The sequence below is a fragment of the Bacillus sp. 03113 genome, from assembly GCF_006546985.1.
In the GTDB taxonomy this organism is placed as follows: Bacteria; Bacillota; Bacilli; order Bacillales; family Cytobacillaceae; genus VATK01.
This window is the reverse complement of the sequence record NZ_VATK01000016.1, coordinates 23764-41486: the sequence shown is the minus strand read 5'-3', so window position 1 is coordinate 41486 and position 17723 is coordinate 23764. Positions and strand designations below refer to the sequence as shown.

Genomic DNA, 17723 nt, shown 5'->3' with positions numbered 1-17723 from the left:
ACAAGGGCTAGGCACTAATGTAGACACTCGTCTACTTTCAACTAATGCTTTCTTATCAATTATAAAAAGCGCAGCTGAAAATTTTTCAGTTGCGCTTTTTTTAAAGCAAGAAAGTTTAAGTTTCTGGAAGGTAGACTGATGTCTAGCTACATCTCCTAGCCGCTCGGATCGTAAGCCTCAATCCTCCATAAATCAGGATTTTCTCTTATTGTGTCATATGTCTGTCGCTGTTGATCAAAGCGCTTGTGCTTTCCTTAAAATAGATTATTCCATATTACTGTGGAGCTGGAGTGCTTGCTGATTACTTATCTCGTTCATCTCTGAATAATAAAGACAAACAGTATCAAATAGGATATGAGCACATTGGTCAAACAGCGAGCCAAGAGGCTGGATCGTTTTCGTCTCATTTTCTTTTCTAAATTTAGTTGCTGCTGGAATAATAATTACATTTAAGGCATGTTTTGATAGTGGTGATTCTTCAGCAGTCGAAATAGCTATTACTTTACATTCAATTGATGAAGCCTTTTCAGCTACCCAAACAACACTTTTTGTTTGGCCTGATCCTGAAATAGCCAAAAGAGTATCTCCCTTTTTCATCGAAGGAGTGATCGTTTCCCCTATTACATATACTGTTGCACCCAAATGCATTAATCGCATAGCAAATGATTTTGCCATTAAACCCGATCGGCCTTCTCCAATGACAAATATTCGCTTTGATTGATTAAGGACTGAAGCGAGCTGTAAGAGATGGCTTTCATCTATGTTTCTTAATACGGACTGTATTTCTTCAATAATCAATTCACTCTTGTTCATCTAAGCTTAACCTCCTTTTACGAATTTCATCATAAAATTGCTTAGCTACTTTCCTTGGATCTTTCGCTTTTGTAATTGCAGTACCAATAATTGCAATATCTATATTTTGATTTACTAGCTCATCAAGAGATCCAATTGATAGCCCACCAGCAACAGCAATCGTTACATCAAAAGATTGTAGTGAACTTTTAAACGATTGCTTTGTTGAATTTCTTCCATCTAACTCTTGTTCATCTTTACTTACATGCATACAAAAAATAGCTTTATGATATTTCAATAGCTCTTTTTTCCTATCCTCAGATGTATTTAATAAATCAATCATCACCATTTTGTTCAAACTTTCAGCTTCTTGTATAAAAGCATCAATCGTAATATCAGGCGCTACACCCATAACTGTTGCAATATCGGCACCAGCTCGAAAGCAAATTTGAGATTCATAGACAGCATTATCAATGGTCTTTATATCTGCAACTATTTTTTTGCTCGGAAACGTCTTTTTAATTTTTTGAACACTACTCATTCCATATTCTTTAATTAATGAAGTTCCAACTTCAATCCAATCAATATAATCTTCTACCATTTTAATTAATTGAATGGCTCCAGATACGGATAAACGATCTAATGCTAATTGAATTTTCATTTCTTGAGACCTCTTTCTTAATATAGTCCCTTCCTACTAAACCGATTTATATAAATTATTATAATTAGACAATAAGTGTTTTTCAATGTAATATCATTATGTTTTATTTTAATTCCAAAGGAGCTTAATACATTTGTTTAAACTTATAGAATGGTCGAATCTCTATCGATAAACTGACATGGAAAGGTATATTCTATTTGTTCATTCACTTCTTTATTTATTTTTTCAAGTAAAATTTGAGCAGCTTTTTTACCCATTTCAAAGGAAGGCTGCGCAATAGTTGAAATCGTCGGATTGACCAAATGAGCAAAAGGAACATGATCAAATACAACCAAAGAAAGCTGCTCTGGAATTTTGATCTTATTTAGTTGAGCGAATTCTAAAACTTCTAGAAAAACCAAATCATTTCCTGCTAATAGAACTGTGGGCGGTTTAGGCAGCTGAAACAAGTGTAAAAGTGCATCCTTTATATTGTGTATATCAGTATGAATCATGTAATTAGGATTCAATGGAATTCCGTATCCATGTAATGCTTTTTTATATCCATTGATACGATCTATTCTTGGACTGATAGTTAAAGGCTGTGTAACAATGGCTATTCTTTCATGCCCCTTGCGAATGAATTGATGAACAGCGTCAGAAGAAGCTTCAACATTATTTGTTAAAACAAAGGTGGCATCTAGGTTTTCAATTTTTCTATCCATAAATACAACTGGGTATTTTTCATTTACCATCTGTCTATATAATTCAAGATTTTTACCAGTAGGGAAAATAATTAAACCGTCTACTTGTTTAGCTCTAAGCATTTCAATATAATTCTTTTCTTTTTCAGCATCATCATCCGCATTACAAACAATTGCTTGAAAATCATATTGATAGAAGTAATCTTCAATGGATCGACTAACCTCCGTTGAAAAGCGGTTCATAATATTGGCAACAATCACACCGATCATCGAAGTACGTTTTTGTTTTAATCCACGAGCTAAGATGTTCGGTCGATAGCCTAGCTTCTCGATAGCTTCTCCTATATTTTCTTTTGTCTGTGCACTCATATATTCATACCTTTTATTAAGATACTGTGAGACTGTACTTTTAGATACACCTGCTTCTTTTGCTACATCAGCCATAGTTACTTTCTGCATGTTATCGTCCTCTTTTATCAAATTGTTCCTTTTATTTTAACGATAAAAGAGGACAGAATCTAGTATGTTAAAACGACTAATGCTTAGTTTTCGATATTAACTTTCTTACATCTTTTACTTTAACTAATTGGAGAAGCTGTATAGAATTTTCAGTTAACTGTGATAAGAAACTAGAATTCACTTCTTTCTTCGTATTTACTAATGTACTTCCAATTCCGATAGCACACGCCCCAGCAATCATAAAATCCCTCGCATTGTACAGATCAATACCTCCTGTCGGCATTAATGGAATATGTGGTAAAGGACCGGAAATATTCTTAATATAGTTTGGGCCGTTCGCAGCTGCTGGAAAAACTTTAACTATATCTCCACCAGACTCGTAAGCTGTTAAAATTTCAGTAGGTGTAAAAGCACCAGGCACACTAATTACCCCATATCGTTTAGTCATTTCAATTGTTTTTCGATTAACGGTAGGAGAACATATAAACCTCGCACCGGATAATATAGCTGCACGAGCTGTTTCAGGATCTAATACTGTTCCTGCTCCTACAAATACATCATCGGCAAAGTATTCTGTAATTTTTTCTAAGACGGCAAGCGCTTTTGGTGCCTCCATCGTAATTTCGATTGCTGATACTCCTCCTTCCTGCAGCGCATTCACAATTGGTATAATCGATTGAAGGGAAGCTCCACGTAAAATAGCTATGACAGACCTTTGTCTAATCTCTTCAATATCCATTTTGTTCTCTCCTTATCATGGATTTTGCTTTTAACAAAAGGACACAATCGATTTCATTTATACGCTTGCTATTACATCAGTAGTTTTTTTCTGAACTTTTTTCCTTTTACTAGTAGCAATCATTGTTATTACAGCTGAAGCTAATAATGATCCAGCCATGAATAGATAAGAAGTTCCATACCCGCCAGTAATATCATGGAAATAACCAACTAAATATGCGCCAATGAAGGATCCTAATGCTCCCATACTATTAATCAATGCCATAGCTCCACCAGCAACATTACGTGGAAGAATTTCTGGAATGATCGCAAAAAATGGCCCGTATGGAGCATAGATTACTCCACCTGCGATGGCTAGCATAACAAAGGATAACCAAAAATTACTTGTGCCAATTAGGTAAGACCCATAAAAACATAAAGCTCCTACTAATAAAAATGGCCAAACAAATTGTTTTCTTTTTAATGTTTTATCAGAATAATAGGATGCTGTAAGCATGAGGATCACTGCTAAAATATATGGGATGGACGCTAGCCATCCTGTTGTCACAATACTCATATTTGGAGCAGCGGAGATAATAGATGGCAACCACATAACAAAACCGTAAACACCAATGCTCCATAAAGCATACTGAAGGCTAAGTAAAATCACTGTTTTTGATTTAAATGCTTCTCGATAATTTTTAACGGGTTTTAGCCCTTCCTGCTCTTTTTTTAATTGCTCATAAAAAGCTTCTTTTTCTTCCTGAGATAGCCATCGAGCTTCTTTAGGCTCATCTTTAACGAGTCGCCACCAAATAAATGCCCAAATGACCGCAGGAATTCCTTCGATAATAAACATCCACCTCCAGCCAAATGCATGCAATAAATAACCAGATATAATGGACATCCATAAAACCGTTGCCGGATTTCCTAAAATTAAGAACGTATTAGCACGAGATCGTTCCGATTTCGAAAACCAATGGCTTAAAAAGACAAGCATGGCTGGCATAACAGCGCTTTCAACAACTCCCAATAAAAAGCGAATCAGAAAAAGAAAATAGATATTTGAAACAAGACCCGTAGCTGTTGCCAATAAACCCCAAAGAATAAGAGACCAAAAGATTAATTTTTTTGCACTTTTATTTTCAGCATAATGAGCACCCGGAATTTGAAAAAAGAAATACCCAAGGAAAAATAAAGAACCGAGTAAAGAAGATGTAGTCTGTGTAATATGCAAGTCTTCTGCAAGTCCTGCAGCTGCACCAAAACCATAATTAGCACGATCTAAGTAAGCAAGACTATACGTAATGAAAACCATCGGAATAAGTCGAATCCATCTTTGTTTTGCATTCGTTTGAACCATCCTATTTCACTCCCTGTATGGATTTCTTCATATATTCTGATAATTGTAGTCTTGTTGGATAGCCTTCATGATCTCCTTGTGACTGAACCGCAAGTGATCCAATGACATTCCCTCTTTCAACTGCTTCTTGAATAGGGCAATCTTCTAACATTCCACTTATAAAACCGACTGCAAATCCGTCCCCAGCCCCAACTGTATCAATTACTTGCTTTGCCTTAAAGGCATTTACAATGCCCTCTTGTTCACTTGTTTTATAATAGGCTCCTTCTTCCCCAAGCTTTATGACGACAAGCTTTACTCCTTTATCTAAATAAAAAGAAGCGATATCACTCGGATTTTTACAACCTGTCAATCTTTCCCCTTCATTTAAACCAGGCATCACATAATCAGCTTCTATCGCTAAATCGTTCGTTACTTTCACCATCTCATCAATGGAAGCCCATAAATTTGATCTCAGGTTTGGGTCGAATGAAATAGACTTCCCATGTTTTTTCATAAAATGAACAGCATGCTGGGCGAAAGATTTTGTCTTTTGTGATATTGCTAACGGAATTCCTGTAACATGCAAATGATCAGCCTGTAAAAAATAACGTTCATCAAAGTCATCAATACTTAGCTGACTTGCGGCAGACCCTTTACGATAGTATTCTACCTCTGGATCTCCGTACTTTGCTTTCGACTTAATTTGAAAACCGGTCGCAAAACCCTTTTCGATCATGACATTTTCTATATTTACATGTTCATTCTTTAGTCTGTCGATAATAAATTCTCCAAAGGAATCGTTTCCTACTTTACTGACCCATCCAACTTCTATACCAAGTCTAGCCAAGCCTATTGCAACATTTGTTTCAGCACCTGCTAATTCACGAATATAGCTGCTTATTTTGGATAGTGGTCCAGGCTCAGCAGCCATAAACATGGCCATTGCTTCTCCAAAGGTAATTACTTTAAGCTTTTGCATTTGAATCGCTCCTTTGCCGTATGGCTAAATTGAAGGAATTGAATATAATTTTCAAGTATTTTTTCTGATTTAACTTGAAATTCCAGACCAATCATTTGATAGTTTGGGATTTGTTTAACGATTTTCATCCAATTTGCATTCATTTCAAGCGGAATAGGTAAAGTAATTAAATTTGTTTCACCTTCTTCAACATGCTTTAAGTGAATATACTGAACAAATCTAGCTAATTTTTGTATCGCGATTTCGATCTCTTCTGATACAAATTTCCAGTTGCCGATGTCAAATGTCATTCCCAAAGGAATTTCATTAGTATAAGCGCTTTCAAAAAAAGATGCGAGATGTTCTATCTTTCCTCCTTCAACTGTTTGATCATTTTCTATTAGAAGTGTAATGGCATCATATTTTTCTAGAAATGATTTCAATTCAGTTAAATTTGAGTTCTTTCTATCAAAATGTCCTAATGATAGCTTTACCCAACTAGCATTTATTATTTCTGCTTCAGCAAATACTTTTTGAACCTCTTCTATGTTGAATGAAAAATCTTTTTTCCATAATGGAATAGGTGCAGAATATACGGTTAGTAATGAATATTTTGTAAGTTTTTCTTTAATTAATGTTAAATTAGGTGAATGTGTAGCAAAAAGCTCTCTCCGAATTTCAACTCCTTGTGCACCGGCATTGAAAATACTCGAAATAAATTTGTCCTGACCCTTTTCAATGACTTCTTTTACATCAAAAGCATTTAAAGGAACAATCGTATTCATTTTTGCTCGCACCTTTCATTTTAATAAATCGGTTTAGTAAATCGGTTTATATAAAGTATATGATTTATGTAAGCGCTTTACAATAGGAATTTGTATCTATTTATAAAAACAAGCCCACCGATTTTATGTATTATTTATCAAGATCTTAAAGCTATTACTTGTATGTAACAGCTTATAGAAAAAGGGAAAAGGAAGCTCGATTAGAGTGATCCTTTTCCCTCTTTTTTAAATTCTTGAAAATGATTTTCCAATTAGTTTAGAAATGGATTGACAAAGCTTCTTCCATTCTTTAGGGTGTGTTTGAATTCCATTTTTAATAAATGTCTTTCCCTTTGTTTCAAGCTTAATGGACCATCTTAGCTCATCTTGCACATTTTTTGCTTGCTCATCATTTGATTCCCAATCCCATATTTTCATTCGATATAGTTCTTTTTTTAACTCATCAACAGAACCAATTGTTTCTGAAGGAGTTGAAAATGATTGGAATTGTTCAGAATGCCATTCAAAAACAATAAAACGACTTTTAATAAAATCTACATTTAATTTCTGCCATGAACCAGACATTTCCTGAACGACTTTTAAACATAAAAACTCTTTTTCAGGTAAAATAGAGACAATATCATCTTTAACAGTAAATAATTCTTTTTTCCGTGAGATAACAGATTTAATATGCGCTTCTTTTACAGGTTTTTCATCTTCTCCAAATGATTTTGCATTTTGATTAATTTCATCACAAATAATAGGAATTGACAAAGGCCCTTTTTTATCCAGAATTTCTAATATTTTCTCATACATACTCATACTTTTATTGTTTCCCCCATAGTAAATGACAGTCGTCAACATTTATCTAAATTCGCATAGTAGAATAACGAAAAAAGCATAAAATTCCAAAAACGCAAATTCATTATATAATATGTATCAGTATACCAAAAAAAGCTAAAGACAAAAGTTCCAGGAATGCAACTAAGCTTGATTTTTCAAAAAATTTATATATAAATTATACCAAAAGTAGAATCATAGTACGAATTAATTTTAATATTCGTTGATTATGACGATCCTTTTTTCCATTTTGCCTATTTTGTTTTCATTTTAAGTTTTTTAGGAAAGCTAAAACGTTTAATTGCATCGAGTATATTTAATCTCCTCGTCCTAACTTCTTTAAATCCTATTTTCTTATAAAGATGTTGAGCTTGGTTATTACCAGTTGTTACAGCAAGATATAATTCTTTATAGTTACATTGATATAATGAATTAATCGTTTCATTAATTAATAAAGTCGAATATCCCTTATTTCTATAGGAAGGATGAGTTACAACATACGTTAATAGAGGAATTTTCTTATGTACTGTCACAATAGCAGCTGAAATTAGTACTCCGTTTTGTTCAAGAACATAAGAACAGTTTTTTAGCATTGGTCCATAAAACCCCTTTATAGTGGCTTTCATTTCGGTAATATATCCATTTAATGTTTTTCCCTCATCATCTATACTATTTTTGTATCCTTCGTACATTAATTTTCCAAGAAAATATTCATCAGTCTCTTTAATATTTCTACATTTTGCAGGCTTCATTCCTTTAGTTTCGACAGTTTGACTTGCAAGTTTTATCTTCATAATAACTCGATGCTTCATTATTTTTCACCTACAAGTAAAAAACAGCTAGCTGTTTTTTCATTTTTTATGTCTCTATATTATGATTATAAACCATGAGGAAGAAAGATTTTAGTTTCTGTAAAAAATAAAATTCCCTTTCTTTTCATGAGTCAAAGAGGAAAAGAAAAATATAATTTCCATTTTTTGAAATACATAACTCCTTTCAAAATAGAAAAAATACAAGTTGTAATACAATAACACACGAAAGTAGGTTTATACCAAATGACAGTTGGAAGCCAAATTAAGCAGACAATCGCAGGACTAAAAAGCGCACAAGCAAGTTTTGAAACTTTTTCATTAGGAACAGAAAACCAATCTGCCAAAAAAATATACCAAGATGCAGCAAAACAAACACAAGCTATTATTGATAGTATTGAACCACGTCTGCAGCAAATCGTGCAGGAAGAGCCTCAATATAACCAGTAATTGAATTGCTTTTAACGGTTGACTTAGTGGTCAACCGTTAAAATTATTTTATAATGTTAGGAAGAAGAAAAATGACGATTATTTCCAATGTTAAGCAATGTGTAGCAACCATTAATGGAATTGAAGCACAATTATCCACTTTAGCATTAAATTCTCGTGAAAAAATGGCACAAAAAACCTTTCATGAGATGATGCTTGAAATACATACTATCAAAAGAGATCTAGAAGCTCGCGTAACGGAAATAGAAGTTGAAGAACCTCAGTACAAAGATTCCTAACAGGAGGTGACATAAAAATGTCTGAGTGGACAGATATTTTCATCCGTTCTATCATCTTTATTGTAATCTTAATATTAATGACAAAAATATTAGGAAAAAAGCAAATTTCCGAAATTTCCTTTTTTGAATATGTTTCAGGTATTACAATTGGAAGCATTGCTGCTGAAGTTATCATGGGACTTGAAAGAAATATTGCTCATGGAGTAGTAGCCATCCTTATTTTTGGATTCATTACTCTAATAGTTGATTTAATCGCTTTAAAAAGTAAAAAGTTTCGGGATTTGGTTGAAGGAAAAGCAACACCACTTATTCAAGATGGTAAAATCCTAGAGGATAATTTAAAAAAAGAAAAATATTCAATTGATGAACTAAATAAATTATTACGGCAGAAAAATGTATTCAATACAGCCGATGTAGAATTCGCCGTTTTGGAATCTAGTGGGGATCTTAGTGTTCTTCTTAAAAAGGAAAACCTTCCATTAACTCCAAAAGTTCTCAATTTAAAAGTTGCTCAAGAGAAAGAATCTCAAACCGTTATTATGGATGGGCAAATTATTAACGATTCTCTTACAGCAGCAGGAAAAACCAGAGAGTGGCTTAATATAGAATTAGAAAAACAAGGGGTTCTTTTAGATAATGTTTTCTATGGACAAATTGATTCATATGGAGAATTGCACATTGATGTTTTTGATGATAGCTTGGCCATACCAAGTCCACAGCAAAGACCGTTATTAATGACGATGATAAAGAAATGTCAAGCTGACTTAGAAATGTTTGCTTTGGAAACAGATTCTGACAAAGCAAAAAAAATGTACAATCGCAATTCTAAAAAGCTTCTAAATGTTATTGAAAAATTAAAACCGTATTTAAATGGGTAACCAATTGAATGGATTATCCACAATAAAAAAGATATCCCCTCTTATTAACACTGTGAAAATAAGGAGTGATATCTTTTTTTAATCTGTATGTTTATATTTTTATTAATCCCAATTCATTCTTTTAAGTAATTCTGTTATATGGGACAAATGATGACGACTATGCCAAGCGTATAATCCTAAAGCATTATCTAATGGGATGGTTTTTTGATCTTCTGGATGTATAAATGAACGGCTAAATTGTTTTTCATTTAAAGAATTTAATAACAATACCCATCTCTCATGTAACGATTCTATTAATGCAAGTGAAATCTCAATCGGAGCCGATCGAGTGTCATATAGTTCAGCCCATTTCTTTTCATCATAGGGCTTAATAATTGGAGAATCCTCGGTTAGGGAAAGCTTAAAGCGGATAAACGAATTCATATGACTGTCAGCGATATGGTGGATCACTTGTCTAATGGTCCACCCACCTGGTCTATATTCAGTATTTAGCTGCTCTTCATTTAAATTCATTACAGATTTTTTTAATAAAACAGGTAATTCAGCCAAGACCTTTATCCATTCTTCTCGATGTTCTTTCGTAATTTCTACAGGTGAATTGTATTGTCCAATTGGATATTTTAATTGATCCATATCATCACATCCTAAAAAATATTTATCTAGCAGTTTATGAGCTTCATACAACGGGTAAATAACTATTACTGAAACCAATGTAAGACAAAAATATATAAATCTACCATTTTCAATAACTATTTATTTTATGAGAGTAGGCTGATTTAGATGTGGATATGGTTCATTCTTATTATTTCTCCCGTTATCATTTTGTTTATATTAGAAGAAGCAATAATGTTCAGTTTAAAACGATATGTAAATGGTCCACCAATTGGCATCAACCCTACAAAATCCTCTAGGCTCATAAAAATAATAAGAGCGACCATTATAAAGAGTAAAGTCATTGGAATTGCATTAGCGCTATTTTTCAAACGCTTTTTAAAAAATATCGATAAAAGCAGGTTCTAATGAAAAAACGCAAAAAGTTTTACCACTATATTGAAAACTAATTTCATTGTTTTTGAATGGCAGAAGATGCTAAAGTTTGAATCGTCATATCATCCATTGGAGGATTATGCAGGCCAGCGCGGACATCTCGATAATATCTTTGTAAAGGATTCTGCATTGATAAACTTTTTGCTCCCACCACTCTCATCGCAATATCCACAACCTTAATCGCACTATTTGTAACCGCATGCTTTACTGCGCTTAATTCGGGTTGAAGCTTTATTCTTTCTTCTTTGCTGGCACTATCCCACATCTTGGCAACTGAATAGAGGAAATGTCTTGATTTCATCAATTCCAATTCCATCTCTCCGATTCTTTGCTGTACAGTTGCAATATCAATAATAGCACCCGAAATGCTATTAGGAGCATATTCTTTAGCAAATTGAATAGCATATGCTTGAGCAGCCTGTGCAATGCCTAAATAACATGATGGAATATGTAGTAAAGACGCATTTGGTTTTTTCTTTCCTGGCTTAAAAGCTTCAACAAAGCATTCCTCTTGAATTTTCACGTTTCTTAAGACAAGATCATGACTGCCTGTTCCTCTCATACCAAGGGAATCCCATGTTTCCTCAATGGATACACCTGGACAGGAACGATGAATGAGGAAATTGCCTACTTGGTCTGTATCTTTAATTGTGGCACTAACAATAAAGTAGTCCAGGATAGGAGACATCGTTGTAAAGGTTTTTCGTCCCTCAATGACCCATTCCTTCCCTTGTTTTTCTGCTGTTGTTTGAGGCTTTCCCCCTCGAGTCGGACTACCTGTTTTCGGTTCAGTTGCTGCTGCATTTACTAAAGCACCCTTTTTAGCCTCCATGCATAGCTTTTGAAATAAGTCTTCCTCCCATGTGAGATACTCACTTAAATTTTTGATGAACCCCATATGCCAACCAATTGATAGAGCCGTAGCACCGTCTTTTTCTGCTATTTTTTCTTGTAAACAAACTAACTCAAATATTGAAATTTCCATTCCACCATATTTTTTGGGAACAGTAAGTGCAGTATAACCTGAATTTTTTAAATCTTCAATATTCCGAAAAGGAAACCCTCCTTCTAAATCGATTTTTTCTGCTCTTGTCAAAAACGGATCTGAAATCTTACTCATTAGCTCTAATCTTTCTGCTAATGTCTTTGTTTCATGAAAATTCAACTGCCATCTTCTCCTTTACTGCTTTCTAACACTTATGATTAAATATATTATCCATTAAAAACTAACTCATATCAAGGATGAGACATCAATAGTGACAGATACCCATTCAAACTGATAAACTTGTATAGGCGATTTTGAACACAAGTTCTTATCTTTATATGAATGAAAGTAGGTAAGTATAAATGAAATGGCTCTCTGCAGTCCTTTTTATGGTCATGATAAGCGGATGTTCTATCTACTCAACAGATCACAGCAACGATCAAAAAAATAGCAATGAAGTACAAGAAGAATTTAATCAAAACAAAGATCAGCAGACTGAATTTAAACGTGTGAAGGTTAAGTTAATTAAGCCTATTGATGGTGACACAGTTGAGGTAATGTATCAAGGTTCAAATAAAAAAGTCCGATTATTGCTGATTGATACTCCTGAAACCTCGCATCCACGCCTTGGAAAACAGCCATATGGAGAGGATGCTAAGAATTTCACTCGAGCTGTGGTTGAAAAAGCAAAAATGATTGAATTAGAGTTTGATATAGGGCCAAAACATGATAAATACTCGAGATTATTAGCCTATGTTTACGCTGATGGAAAAATGGTACAAGAAGAGCTTCTTAAGGAAGGCTTGGCTAGAGTCGCATACGTATATCCTCCAAACACACGTTACATAGATCAATTCAATTTGATTCAAAAGGAAAGTCAAAAAAAAGGGATCGGGATATGGAAGGTAGAAAATTACTCCCAGAAGGATGGATTTCATCCAAAGATGATCTCACCTAGTGATCAACAAAGTATCAATTATTCATCCAAAAATCAAAATAAAATGTGCAATATTAAAGGGAATATTAACTCTAAAGGAGATAAAATCTATCACTTGCCTAATTCTCGTTGGTATTCACAAACGAAGCCAGAGGCTTGGTTTTGCAGTGAAACGGAAGCACAGGAAGCAGGGTTCCATTCTCCGAAACAATAATTAAACTAAATAAAAGCGCCTCTTCAAATAATGTTGAAGAGGCGTTCCCTTTATTTTTGCAAGCTATGTTGTGTTGTTGTAGAAGCTATTGGTTTTTTTAGAAGTAATCTTGGCGCAGTAAGAGTAAGTAATATAAGAATAAAAGAGCATAAAATGGCAGATCCTATCATGGTTCCACCGTTCACCATTAATGAATAGATGATCGGCGACATGCCTTCAGGAGCATAACTTCCCCAGAATATAACCCCTGCAATAAAGTGCCAAACATAACGAGCGATACTCCCTGTCAATGTAGCAACAACTATCCACAAACCAGCTTTCCCTTTTTGATTGTTAAGCAATTGCTTTTGAATAACCTGATAAAAAAGACCAGCAAATCCAATGAATGCGAAAGCGATAAAATACTCAATTAAAAATTGAAAGATATTAAGGAAATAAATATCTCCAACGACTAATTGAAGAACACCCCATAAAAATCCTGAAAGTATACTTGCCCTAAACCCCCAACGATAAGCAATAATAAAAATCGGAATCATGGCAGCTGATATGGATATCATCGGTGTCAGCTTAATGGACGGAATCAAATCGAGCACGAGCGCAAAAGCTGCAAAAAAGGCTGCTTCAATTAATACGACTAAGCTTAATTTTTTCACAAAAAATCTCCCCTATTTCCTAAAAGGAAACCGCAAGGAGAAGCATCAAAGAATAAAGCAATAAGTTATCATGATACTTTCTTATCCACATCCCTACGCTAGCATTAACTAACAGGTTCAAAGGGTCAGAACAATCAATGTCCAATCTCAGCAAGACGCTCCCCTTGTGGTTTCACTTCTATTATTTCTAACAAATTATATAACAAAATTAATTTGAGTGGTAGAAAAAAATGTAATAATAACCATTTCATTCATTAACTATAGATCTAATAGCTTGGAGATGAATCACTTCCTTGGATAGCTGCAGAAATTGAGCTAGAGCTAACAACAGCAAGCATGGCCGTTTGCTGAGCTTTAATAATGGCATCCATTAAAGAGTAAATACCTGTTTCAATCATATAAGCATTATCTAATTTTGTACTCATTAATAAGTTTACTGCGATCATAAAGTTCATTTCCTTGTTCCATTTAAATTGCGTTTCCAAACTCAACTGATTCATCATAATTTGAATGGTATTTAGCTCACTGATTCCATCTTTTAGTAACGCAAGCATTCCAATAGATGAATAATGCATAGGACTTGGATTAAAATCAAACTTGTCCAAGGCTTGATAGAGCTGAATCGACCGATCAATTAACAAATTTGTATCTGTATATTTTTCTAAGGAAAGAATATGGCTTAAAGACTGAAGATCATTTCCCTTTGAAAATCCAGTTTTGTTTAACCGTTCATATATTTCTTCAATATTATGTAGAACATTTTCATTTGATTCATTTCTTGAAGCTAATAAGACAGCAAGTGGATAATCGCTCTTAGAGGTTAAAAAGAAATGCTTCTGACTCATACCTCTATATATTTCCAATGACCGATCTATAATGTGATCATATATATCCTTTTCGATAGTATTTGACAACATTATAATGGCAGCAAGATAAGTGAACTCTCCTCTGGCAAACCCTTTCCGAATCATTTTTTTGTAAATTTCTAAACATTCATGAAATTTGCTTTCTGGGTTGTTAAACCGTACATCGAGCATAGAAGCAACCGTAAAGCGATGTTGTGATCTTAATGTCGAACAGATATCTACATTATTTTTTATGTAGTGACTCAAATGCATAAAACGGGAAAGATCAAGTGAGCGGTTGTTAATTACGTACAGAGAGGCAATAGCGACCAAGATACGAGAATCACTTATTTTCCATTTCATCTTATTTTTCAGATGAAAATAGATCATCTTATACAAATCCACCTTACTTTGCAGCTTTTCCGATAGCATTACATCACTTCCTCTTAAAAAACTTTCTATACTATATAATACGAAATAAACTAGGAGAAAGTTTCAAATAATGAGAAAAATAAGGAGGAAAATCAAAAAAGCCTCCCACATTTACTCATAAAAATGTGAAGACTCTTTTGATTATCCAATAGAAATTTCCATTATTTTATTAAAGATTGAAGCTCGTTCAATTTTTCGGATAGTTCTTGTGTTAGAGCTTCTACGTCTTTTTTCGTGCCATCTTCCTTTTTTAATTGAATCGGTTCACCAAAAATAACTTTCATTTTCTTTCCTGAAAATAATTCCTTAATATTCGTTGGACCTGTATAAGCAGCTGGAAGAATCGGAACCTTTGCCAAATTTGCAATAGTCGCTGCCCCCTTTTTTAATGGAACATCCTCTGTCGTTCTTCTACCGCTTGGGAAAATCCCTATAACCTTCTTTTCTTTCAAGAGTTTAACGGGTGTTTTAATACTGCTTGGCCCTGGATTTTCACGATCAACTGGAAAAGCATTTATACTCCGAAAAAATTGATCTGATCTTGGAGTTGAAAATAATTCTTTTTTTGCCATAAAATTAATTTGCTTTGGTAACAGTGAAGTACCTAATGCAACAACATCAAGCCACGAATTATGAGTGCATGCGGCGACAAATCCTGTATCGTTCGGAATGTGGTGCTTATCTATCACTTTCTTACGTCCAAAAATAATAAATATCACTTTGGCAAAATTAGCTATAAGGCTGTAAATCATAAAAAAGCCTCCTTTATCATATTAGCAACATTATATCATCAGTTATTAGGATCTGGTAATGATTTTTGAACATAAAAAATTAGGCATTTGAAACTTTACCTTTATAGTAATGTAATATAAAATATGGAAAAGAATCCAGTATCATCTTTTCATTTAAAAGGAGGATATTAAATGAATCTCATTAGCTTTTTAATTCTAATTATTGCTGCACTTATAGGTTTTGGGATCGTTACTGACTGGGTTTATAAAAGAAGAGGAATTCAAACTAATCCAGAAGAAAATGAAAGGTATGTTTCTACATCTGAAAGAATTTACGTTGAACAAATGATCCATGAAACAAAAAATATACATGATCACTCCTCTCTATCTTAATAAAAAAGGATAGAAATCAATGATAAAAATCAAAGATTTCTATCTCTGAATAATTCAATTTTTTATAGAATGAACTAATTGATGAATGACGTGTGCCACCCCATCTTCATTATTCGTTAAGGTTACTTCCTGGCTCGCTTGTTTTAGCTCTTCTCGTGCATTTCCCATTGCAATTCCTCTGCCTGCTTTCGTAATCATTGATAGGTCATTCATACTATCTCCCATAGCAATCGTCTCATCAATTGAAATATTTAGCTCATTCGCTAATTTTTCAAGAGCATTTCCTTTTGAAGCCTCAAGATGCTCTAGTTCAAAATTATGTGGCCCAGAGGTAACTAGGGTAATATCAGAATGGGTGTAAAAATACTCCCAGCCTTTTTGCCTTTTATTTTCATGAAAAGAGAACGCTAAAATACTATAGATCTCAATTGAATCGTGAAGCAGCTCATCAAGAGAGGAAATAAACGCGAAACCAGATTGACTATATTGCCTTGCAGCTGCATGATGGAGAATAGCCTCATCAAAATCAGGATTAGCTGTTTTTACTTGATCGATCTCGATTGACATTAGTTCTCTCGCTTTTTCATGTGAAAATAGAGAATCATTACACGATACCTCATAATAAAACTCATTTTTCTCCAGCCATTTTAAAGCAAGCATCGCCTTTTGTTTATCTATTGGGATAGAGTGAAACAGCTCTCCATTCGGTTTATGTATAGTTGCACCATTCGCTCCAATAATCCACGGCTTTATTGTAGTTTCTTTCAAGATTTCTTGTACATCAAAATGGGAACGTCCAGTTGCGATTGCTATTTCTATTCCTGAGGCCATTGCTTGTTTAATCGCATTTAAGTTTTTATCACTAATTCGATTCTCATGATTTAATAATGTACCATCCATATCAATTGCAATTAATTTCCCCACTTTATTTCCTCCTAATCCTCATCACAAATTAATAATTCAACATGATTTTTTTCTAATAGATTTATAAAAGGCTCTGGCGGAGTTTTATCTGTTATGAATAGATCTACTTCTGATAGATCAGCAAACCGGTATAAACCCGTAACGCCAATTTTTGAATGGTCAGCAAGAATAATGACTTGTTTTGCTTGTTTCATCATTTTTCGTTTTACAGCACCATCCTCTTCATAAGCGTTGGTCAATCCATGTTCAGAAATACCCACGACTCCAATAAAAACTTTATCTACAAAAAAATCATTTAACCTTTCAATAATAGAGGGACCATATAAGTAACGATGGTCTTTATGAAATTTTCCGCCTAATAGATGGATTTGCACAGCACTTTTGTTTGAAAGTATATCCGCTAGATTAATTGAATTTGTAATAATTGTACATGGGAACTGCTCTATAAATTCAGCACATGCTTGAACGGTAGTAGATGCATCTAACAAGACAGAATCTTCTTGTTTTATTAGGGCTGCAGCTCTTTTCCCAATTCTTTTTTTTTCCTTTGATACTGTTTCTAATCTGTTTTTATAATCTTTTATTTCATGATGCGTTGTTGATAAAATAGCTCCCCCTCGCGTTCGAATGATCTGATGTTGCTCTTCTAATTTTACAAGATCGCGCCTGGCAGTATCTCTTGATACATCATAAAAAGAGCAAATTTCATCAACTGATATGCGATTATTTTGCTTTAAATATTCTAATATCGACCACAATCTTTCTTCTTGAAACATTTATTCACCTTTATTCCTTATTAATTGTTACATGATATTCTTTTATATAAGTAATTATAATTTTTTTACTTAAATAGCACAAGTTAAAATAAGGGTAAAATGCAAAAAAAAAAGCCAAACGCAGTATTTGGCTTATTCCATAAGTTAATCGA

At 33.8% G+C, this 17723-nt stretch carries 22 protein-coding genes and 1 riboswitch; of the genes, 5 read left to right on the top strand and 17 right to left on the bottom strand.

The genetic code is table 11. The features are described from left to right. Positions 1-264: 264 nt before the first annotated feature. From hxlB to FDO66_RS15450, 9 genes are all read right to left on the bottom strand, one after another. Complete coding sequence (hxlB, locus tag FDO66_RS15490) at positions 265-813, bottom strand: 6-phospho-3-hexuloisomerase (protein ID WP_141433565.1); 549 nt, start codon at positions 811-813, stop codon at positions 265-267. Beyond that, positions 800-1453 carry a 3-hexulose-6-phosphate synthase gene (hxlA, locus tag FDO66_RS15485; protein WP_141433564.1) on the bottom strand — a complete coding sequence of 218 codons (654 nt, stop codon included), beginning with the start codon at positions 1451-1453 and terminating at the stop codon, positions 800-802. Before hxlA ends, hxlB begins: the two co-directional genes overlap by 14 nt. A gap of 143 nt (positions 1454-1596) precedes the next feature. Next, positions 1597-2595: a LacI family DNA-binding transcriptional regulator gene (locus FDO66_RS15480; RefSeq protein WP_141433563.1), complete on the bottom strand. Its 999-nt coding sequence runs from the start codon at positions 2593-2595 to the stop codon at positions 1597-1599. A gap of 76 nt (positions 2596-2671) precedes the next feature. Next, positions 2672-3334 carry a bifunctional 4-hydroxy-2-oxoglutarate aldolase/2-dehydro-3-deoxy-phosphogluconate aldolase gene (locus tag FDO66_RS15475; protein WP_141433562.1) on the bottom strand — a complete coding sequence of 221 codons (663 nt, stop codon included), beginning with the start codon at positions 3332-3334 and terminating at the stop codon, positions 2672-2674. Positions 3335-3391: 57 nt separating this feature from the next. Further along, entirely contained in the window at positions 3392-4675 is a 1284-nt protein-coding gene (locus tag FDO66_RS15470) for an MFS transporter (RefSeq protein WP_141433561.1), read from the bottom strand. Position 4676: 1 nt separating this feature from the next. Continuing rightward, positions 4677-5636: a sugar kinase gene (locus tag FDO66_RS15465; protein WP_141433560.1), complete on the bottom strand. Its 960-nt coding sequence runs from the start codon at positions 5634-5636 to the stop codon at positions 4677-4679. After that, positions 5618-6400, bottom strand: a complete 783-nt coding sequence (locus FDO66_RS15460; protein ID WP_141433559.1) for a sugar phosphate isomerase/epimerase family protein — start codon at positions 6398-6400, stop codon at positions 5618-5620. Before FDO66_RS15460 ends, FDO66_RS15465 begins: the two co-directional genes overlap by 19 nt. A gap of 225 nt (positions 6401-6625) precedes the next feature. Then, positions 6626-7201, bottom strand: coding sequence for a hypothetical protein (locus FDO66_RS15455; RefSeq protein ID WP_141433558.1), 576 nt, complete (start codon positions 7199-7201; stop codon positions 6626-6628). Between the two features lie 272 nt (positions 7202-7473). Beyond that, complete coding sequence (locus tag FDO66_RS15450; protein ID WP_141433557.1) at positions 7474-8031, bottom strand: GNAT family N-acetyltransferase; 558 nt, start codon at positions 8029-8031, stop codon at positions 7474-7476. A 243-nt stretch (positions 8032-8274) separates the two neighbouring features. Here FDO66_RS15450 and FDO66_RS15445 point away from each other — a divergent pair, with 243 nt between their 5' ends. From FDO66_RS15445 to FDO66_RS15435, 3 genes are all read left to right on the top strand, one after another. After that, a complete protein-coding gene (locus FDO66_RS15445; protein ID WP_141433556.1) occupies positions 8275-8478 on the top strand; it encodes a DUF1657 domain-containing protein in 204 nt (67 codons plus the stop codon). Between the two features lie 71 nt (positions 8479-8549). Continuing rightward, a complete protein-coding gene (locus tag FDO66_RS15440; protein WP_141433555.1) occupies positions 8550-8756 on the top strand; it encodes a DUF1657 domain-containing protein in 207 nt (68 codons plus the stop codon). 17 nt (positions 8757-8773) lie between these two features. Further along, positions 8774-9634, top strand: coding sequence for a DUF421 domain-containing protein (locus FDO66_RS15435; RefSeq protein ID WP_141433554.1), 861 nt, complete (start codon positions 8774-8776; stop codon positions 9632-9634). 102 nt (positions 9635-9736) lie between these two features. On the opposite strand, the gene FDO66_RS15430 is transcribed toward FDO66_RS15435, so the two are convergent. The 3 genes from FDO66_RS15430 to FDO66_RS15420 all read right to left on the bottom strand — a co-directional run bounded on the left by FDO66_RS15430 (position 9737) and on the right by FDO66_RS15420 (position 11846). Next, the gene (locus FDO66_RS15430) at positions 9737-10267 is read right to left on the bottom strand and encodes a YfiT family bacillithiol transferase (protein WP_141433553.1); all 531 of its coding nucleotides are present in this window, start codon (positions 10265-10267) and stop codon (positions 9737-9739) included. A 143-nt stretch (positions 10268-10410) separates the two neighbouring features. Next, positions 10411-10590, bottom strand: a complete 180-nt coding sequence (locus tag FDO66_RS20930) for a hypothetical protein (RefSeq protein ID WP_181444602.1) — start codon at positions 10588-10590, stop codon at positions 10411-10413. Positions 10591-10697: 107 nt separating this feature from the next. Further along, positions 10698-11846 (bottom strand): acyl-CoA dehydrogenase family protein, encoded by a 1149-nt coding sequence (locus FDO66_RS15420; protein ID WP_258535749.1) that lies wholly within the window; start codon positions 11844-11846, stop codon positions 10698-10700. Positions 11847-12028: 182 nt separating this feature from the next. Here FDO66_RS15420 and FDO66_RS15415 point away from each other — a divergent pair, with 182 nt between their 5' ends. Further along, positions 12029-12817 (top strand): thermonuclease family protein, encoded by a 789-nt coding sequence (locus tag FDO66_RS15415; protein ID WP_181444601.1) that lies wholly within the window; start codon positions 12029-12031, stop codon positions 12815-12817. A gap of 50 nt (positions 12818-12867) precedes the next feature. On the opposite strand, the gene thiT is transcribed toward FDO66_RS15415, so the two are convergent. The 3 genes from thiT to FDO66_RS15400 form a co-directional block, all read right to left on the bottom strand. Beyond that, entirely contained in the window at positions 12868-13470 is a 603-nt protein-coding gene (gene thiT / locus FDO66_RS15410) for an energy-coupled thiamine transporter ThiT (RefSeq protein ID WP_141433551.1), read from the bottom strand. Between the two features lie 73 nt (positions 13471-13543). Continuing rightward, a riboswitch (TPP riboswitch) is annotated at positions 13544-13645 on the bottom strand. A gap of 91 nt (positions 13646-13736) precedes the next feature. Then, positions 13737-14747, bottom strand: a complete 1011-nt coding sequence (locus tag FDO66_RS15405) for a DUF4003 family protein (protein WP_141433550.1) — start codon at positions 14745-14747, stop codon at positions 13737-13739. Between the two features lie 161 nt (positions 14748-14908). Then, positions 14909-15496 carry a lysophospholipid acyltransferase family protein gene (locus FDO66_RS15400; protein WP_141433618.1) on the bottom strand — a complete coding sequence of 196 codons (588 nt, stop codon included), beginning with the start codon at positions 15494-15496 and terminating at the stop codon, positions 14909-14911. Positions 15497-15670: 174 nt separating this feature from the next. Between FDO66_RS15400 and FDO66_RS15395 the strand changes: the two genes are divergently transcribed. After that, on the top strand, positions 15671-15871 hold the full coding sequence (locus FDO66_RS15395) for a hypothetical protein (protein ID WP_141433549.1): 201 nt from the start codon (positions 15671-15673) through the stop codon (positions 15869-15871). A 54-nt stretch (positions 15872-15925) separates the two neighbouring features. Here the strand turns inward: FDO66_RS15395 and FDO66_RS15390 are convergent, their stop codons facing one another. Continuing rightward, positions 15926-16795, bottom strand: a complete 870-nt coding sequence (locus FDO66_RS15390; protein ID WP_141433548.1) for a Cof-type HAD-IIB family hydrolase — start codon at positions 16793-16795, stop codon at positions 15926-15928. Positions 16796-16806: 11 nt separating this feature from the next. Then, a complete protein-coding gene (locus FDO66_RS15385) occupies positions 16807-17571 on the bottom strand; it encodes a DeoR/GlpR family DNA-binding transcription regulator (protein WP_141433547.1) in 765 nt (254 codons plus the stop codon). Between the last annotated feature and the right edge of the window lie 152 nt (positions 17572-17723).

Bases quoted from the DNA above. Each gene is read 5' to 3' on its own strand.
- hxlB (WP_141433565.1), bottom strand. From the start codon at position 813: ATGAACAAGAGTGAATTGATTATTGAAGAAATACAGTCCGTATTAAGA.
- hxlA (WP_141433564.1), bottom strand. From the start codon at position 1,453: ATGAAAATTCAATTAGCATTAGATCGTTTATCCGTATCTGGAGCCATT.
- FDO66_RS15480 (WP_141433563.1), bottom strand. From the start codon at position 2,595: ATGCAGAAAGTAACTATGGCTGATGTAGCAAAAGAAGCAGGTGTATCT.
- FDO66_RS15475 (WP_141433562.1), bottom strand. From the start codon at position 3,334: ATGGATATTGAAGAGATTAGACAAAGGTCTGTCATAGCTATTTTACGT.
- FDO66_RS15470 (WP_141433561.1), bottom strand. From the start codon at position 4,675: ATGGTTCAAACGAATGCAAAACAAAGATGGATTCGACTTATTCCGATG.
- FDO66_RS15465 (WP_141433560.1), bottom strand. From the start codon at position 5,636: ATGCAAAAGCTTAAAGTAATTACCTTTGGAGAAGCAATGGCCATGTTT.
- FDO66_RS15460 (WP_141433559.1), bottom strand. From the start codon at position 6,400: ATGAATACGATTGTTCCTTTAAATGCTTTTGATGTAAAAGAAGTCATT.
- FDO66_RS15455 (WP_141433558.1), bottom strand. From the start codon at position 7,201: ATGAGTATGTATGAGAAAATATTAGAAATTCTGGATAAAAAAGGGCCT.
- FDO66_RS15450 (WP_141433557.1), bottom strand. From the start codon at position 8,031: ATGAAGCATCGAGTTATTATGAAGATAAAACTTGCAAGTCAAACTGTC.
- FDO66_RS15445 (WP_141433556.1), top strand. From the start codon at position 8,275: ATGACAGTTGGAAGCCAAATTAAGCAGACAATCGCAGGACTAAAAAGC.
- FDO66_RS15440 (WP_141433555.1), top strand. From the start codon at position 8,550: ATGACGATTATTTCCAATGTTAAGCAATGTGTAGCAACCATTAATGGA.
- FDO66_RS15435 (WP_141433554.1), top strand. From the start codon at position 8,774: ATGTCTGAGTGGACAGATATTTTCATCCGTTCTATCATCTTTATTGTA.
- FDO66_RS15430 (WP_141433553.1), bottom strand. From the start codon at position 10,267: ATGGATCAATTAAAATATCCAATTGGACAATACAATTCACCTGTAGAA.
- FDO66_RS20930 (WP_181444602.1), bottom strand. From the start codon at position 10,590: ATGACTTTACTCTTTATAATGGTCGCTCTTATTATTTTTATGAGCCTA.
- FDO66_RS15415 (WP_181444601.1), top strand. From the start codon at position 12,029: ATGAAATGGCTCTCTGCAGTCCTTTTTATGGTCATGATAAGCGGATGT.
- FDO66_RS15405 (WP_141433550.1), bottom strand. From the start codon at position 14,747: ATGCTATCGGAAAAGCTGCAAAGTAAGGTGGATTTGTATAAGATGATC.
- FDO66_RS15395 (WP_141433549.1), top strand. From the start codon at position 15,671: ATGAATCTCATTAGCTTTTTAATTCTAATTATTGCTGCACTTATAGGT.
- FDO66_RS15385 (WP_141433547.1), bottom strand. From the start codon at position 17,571: ATGTTTCAAGAAGAAAGATTGTGGTCGATATTAGAATATTTAAAGCAA.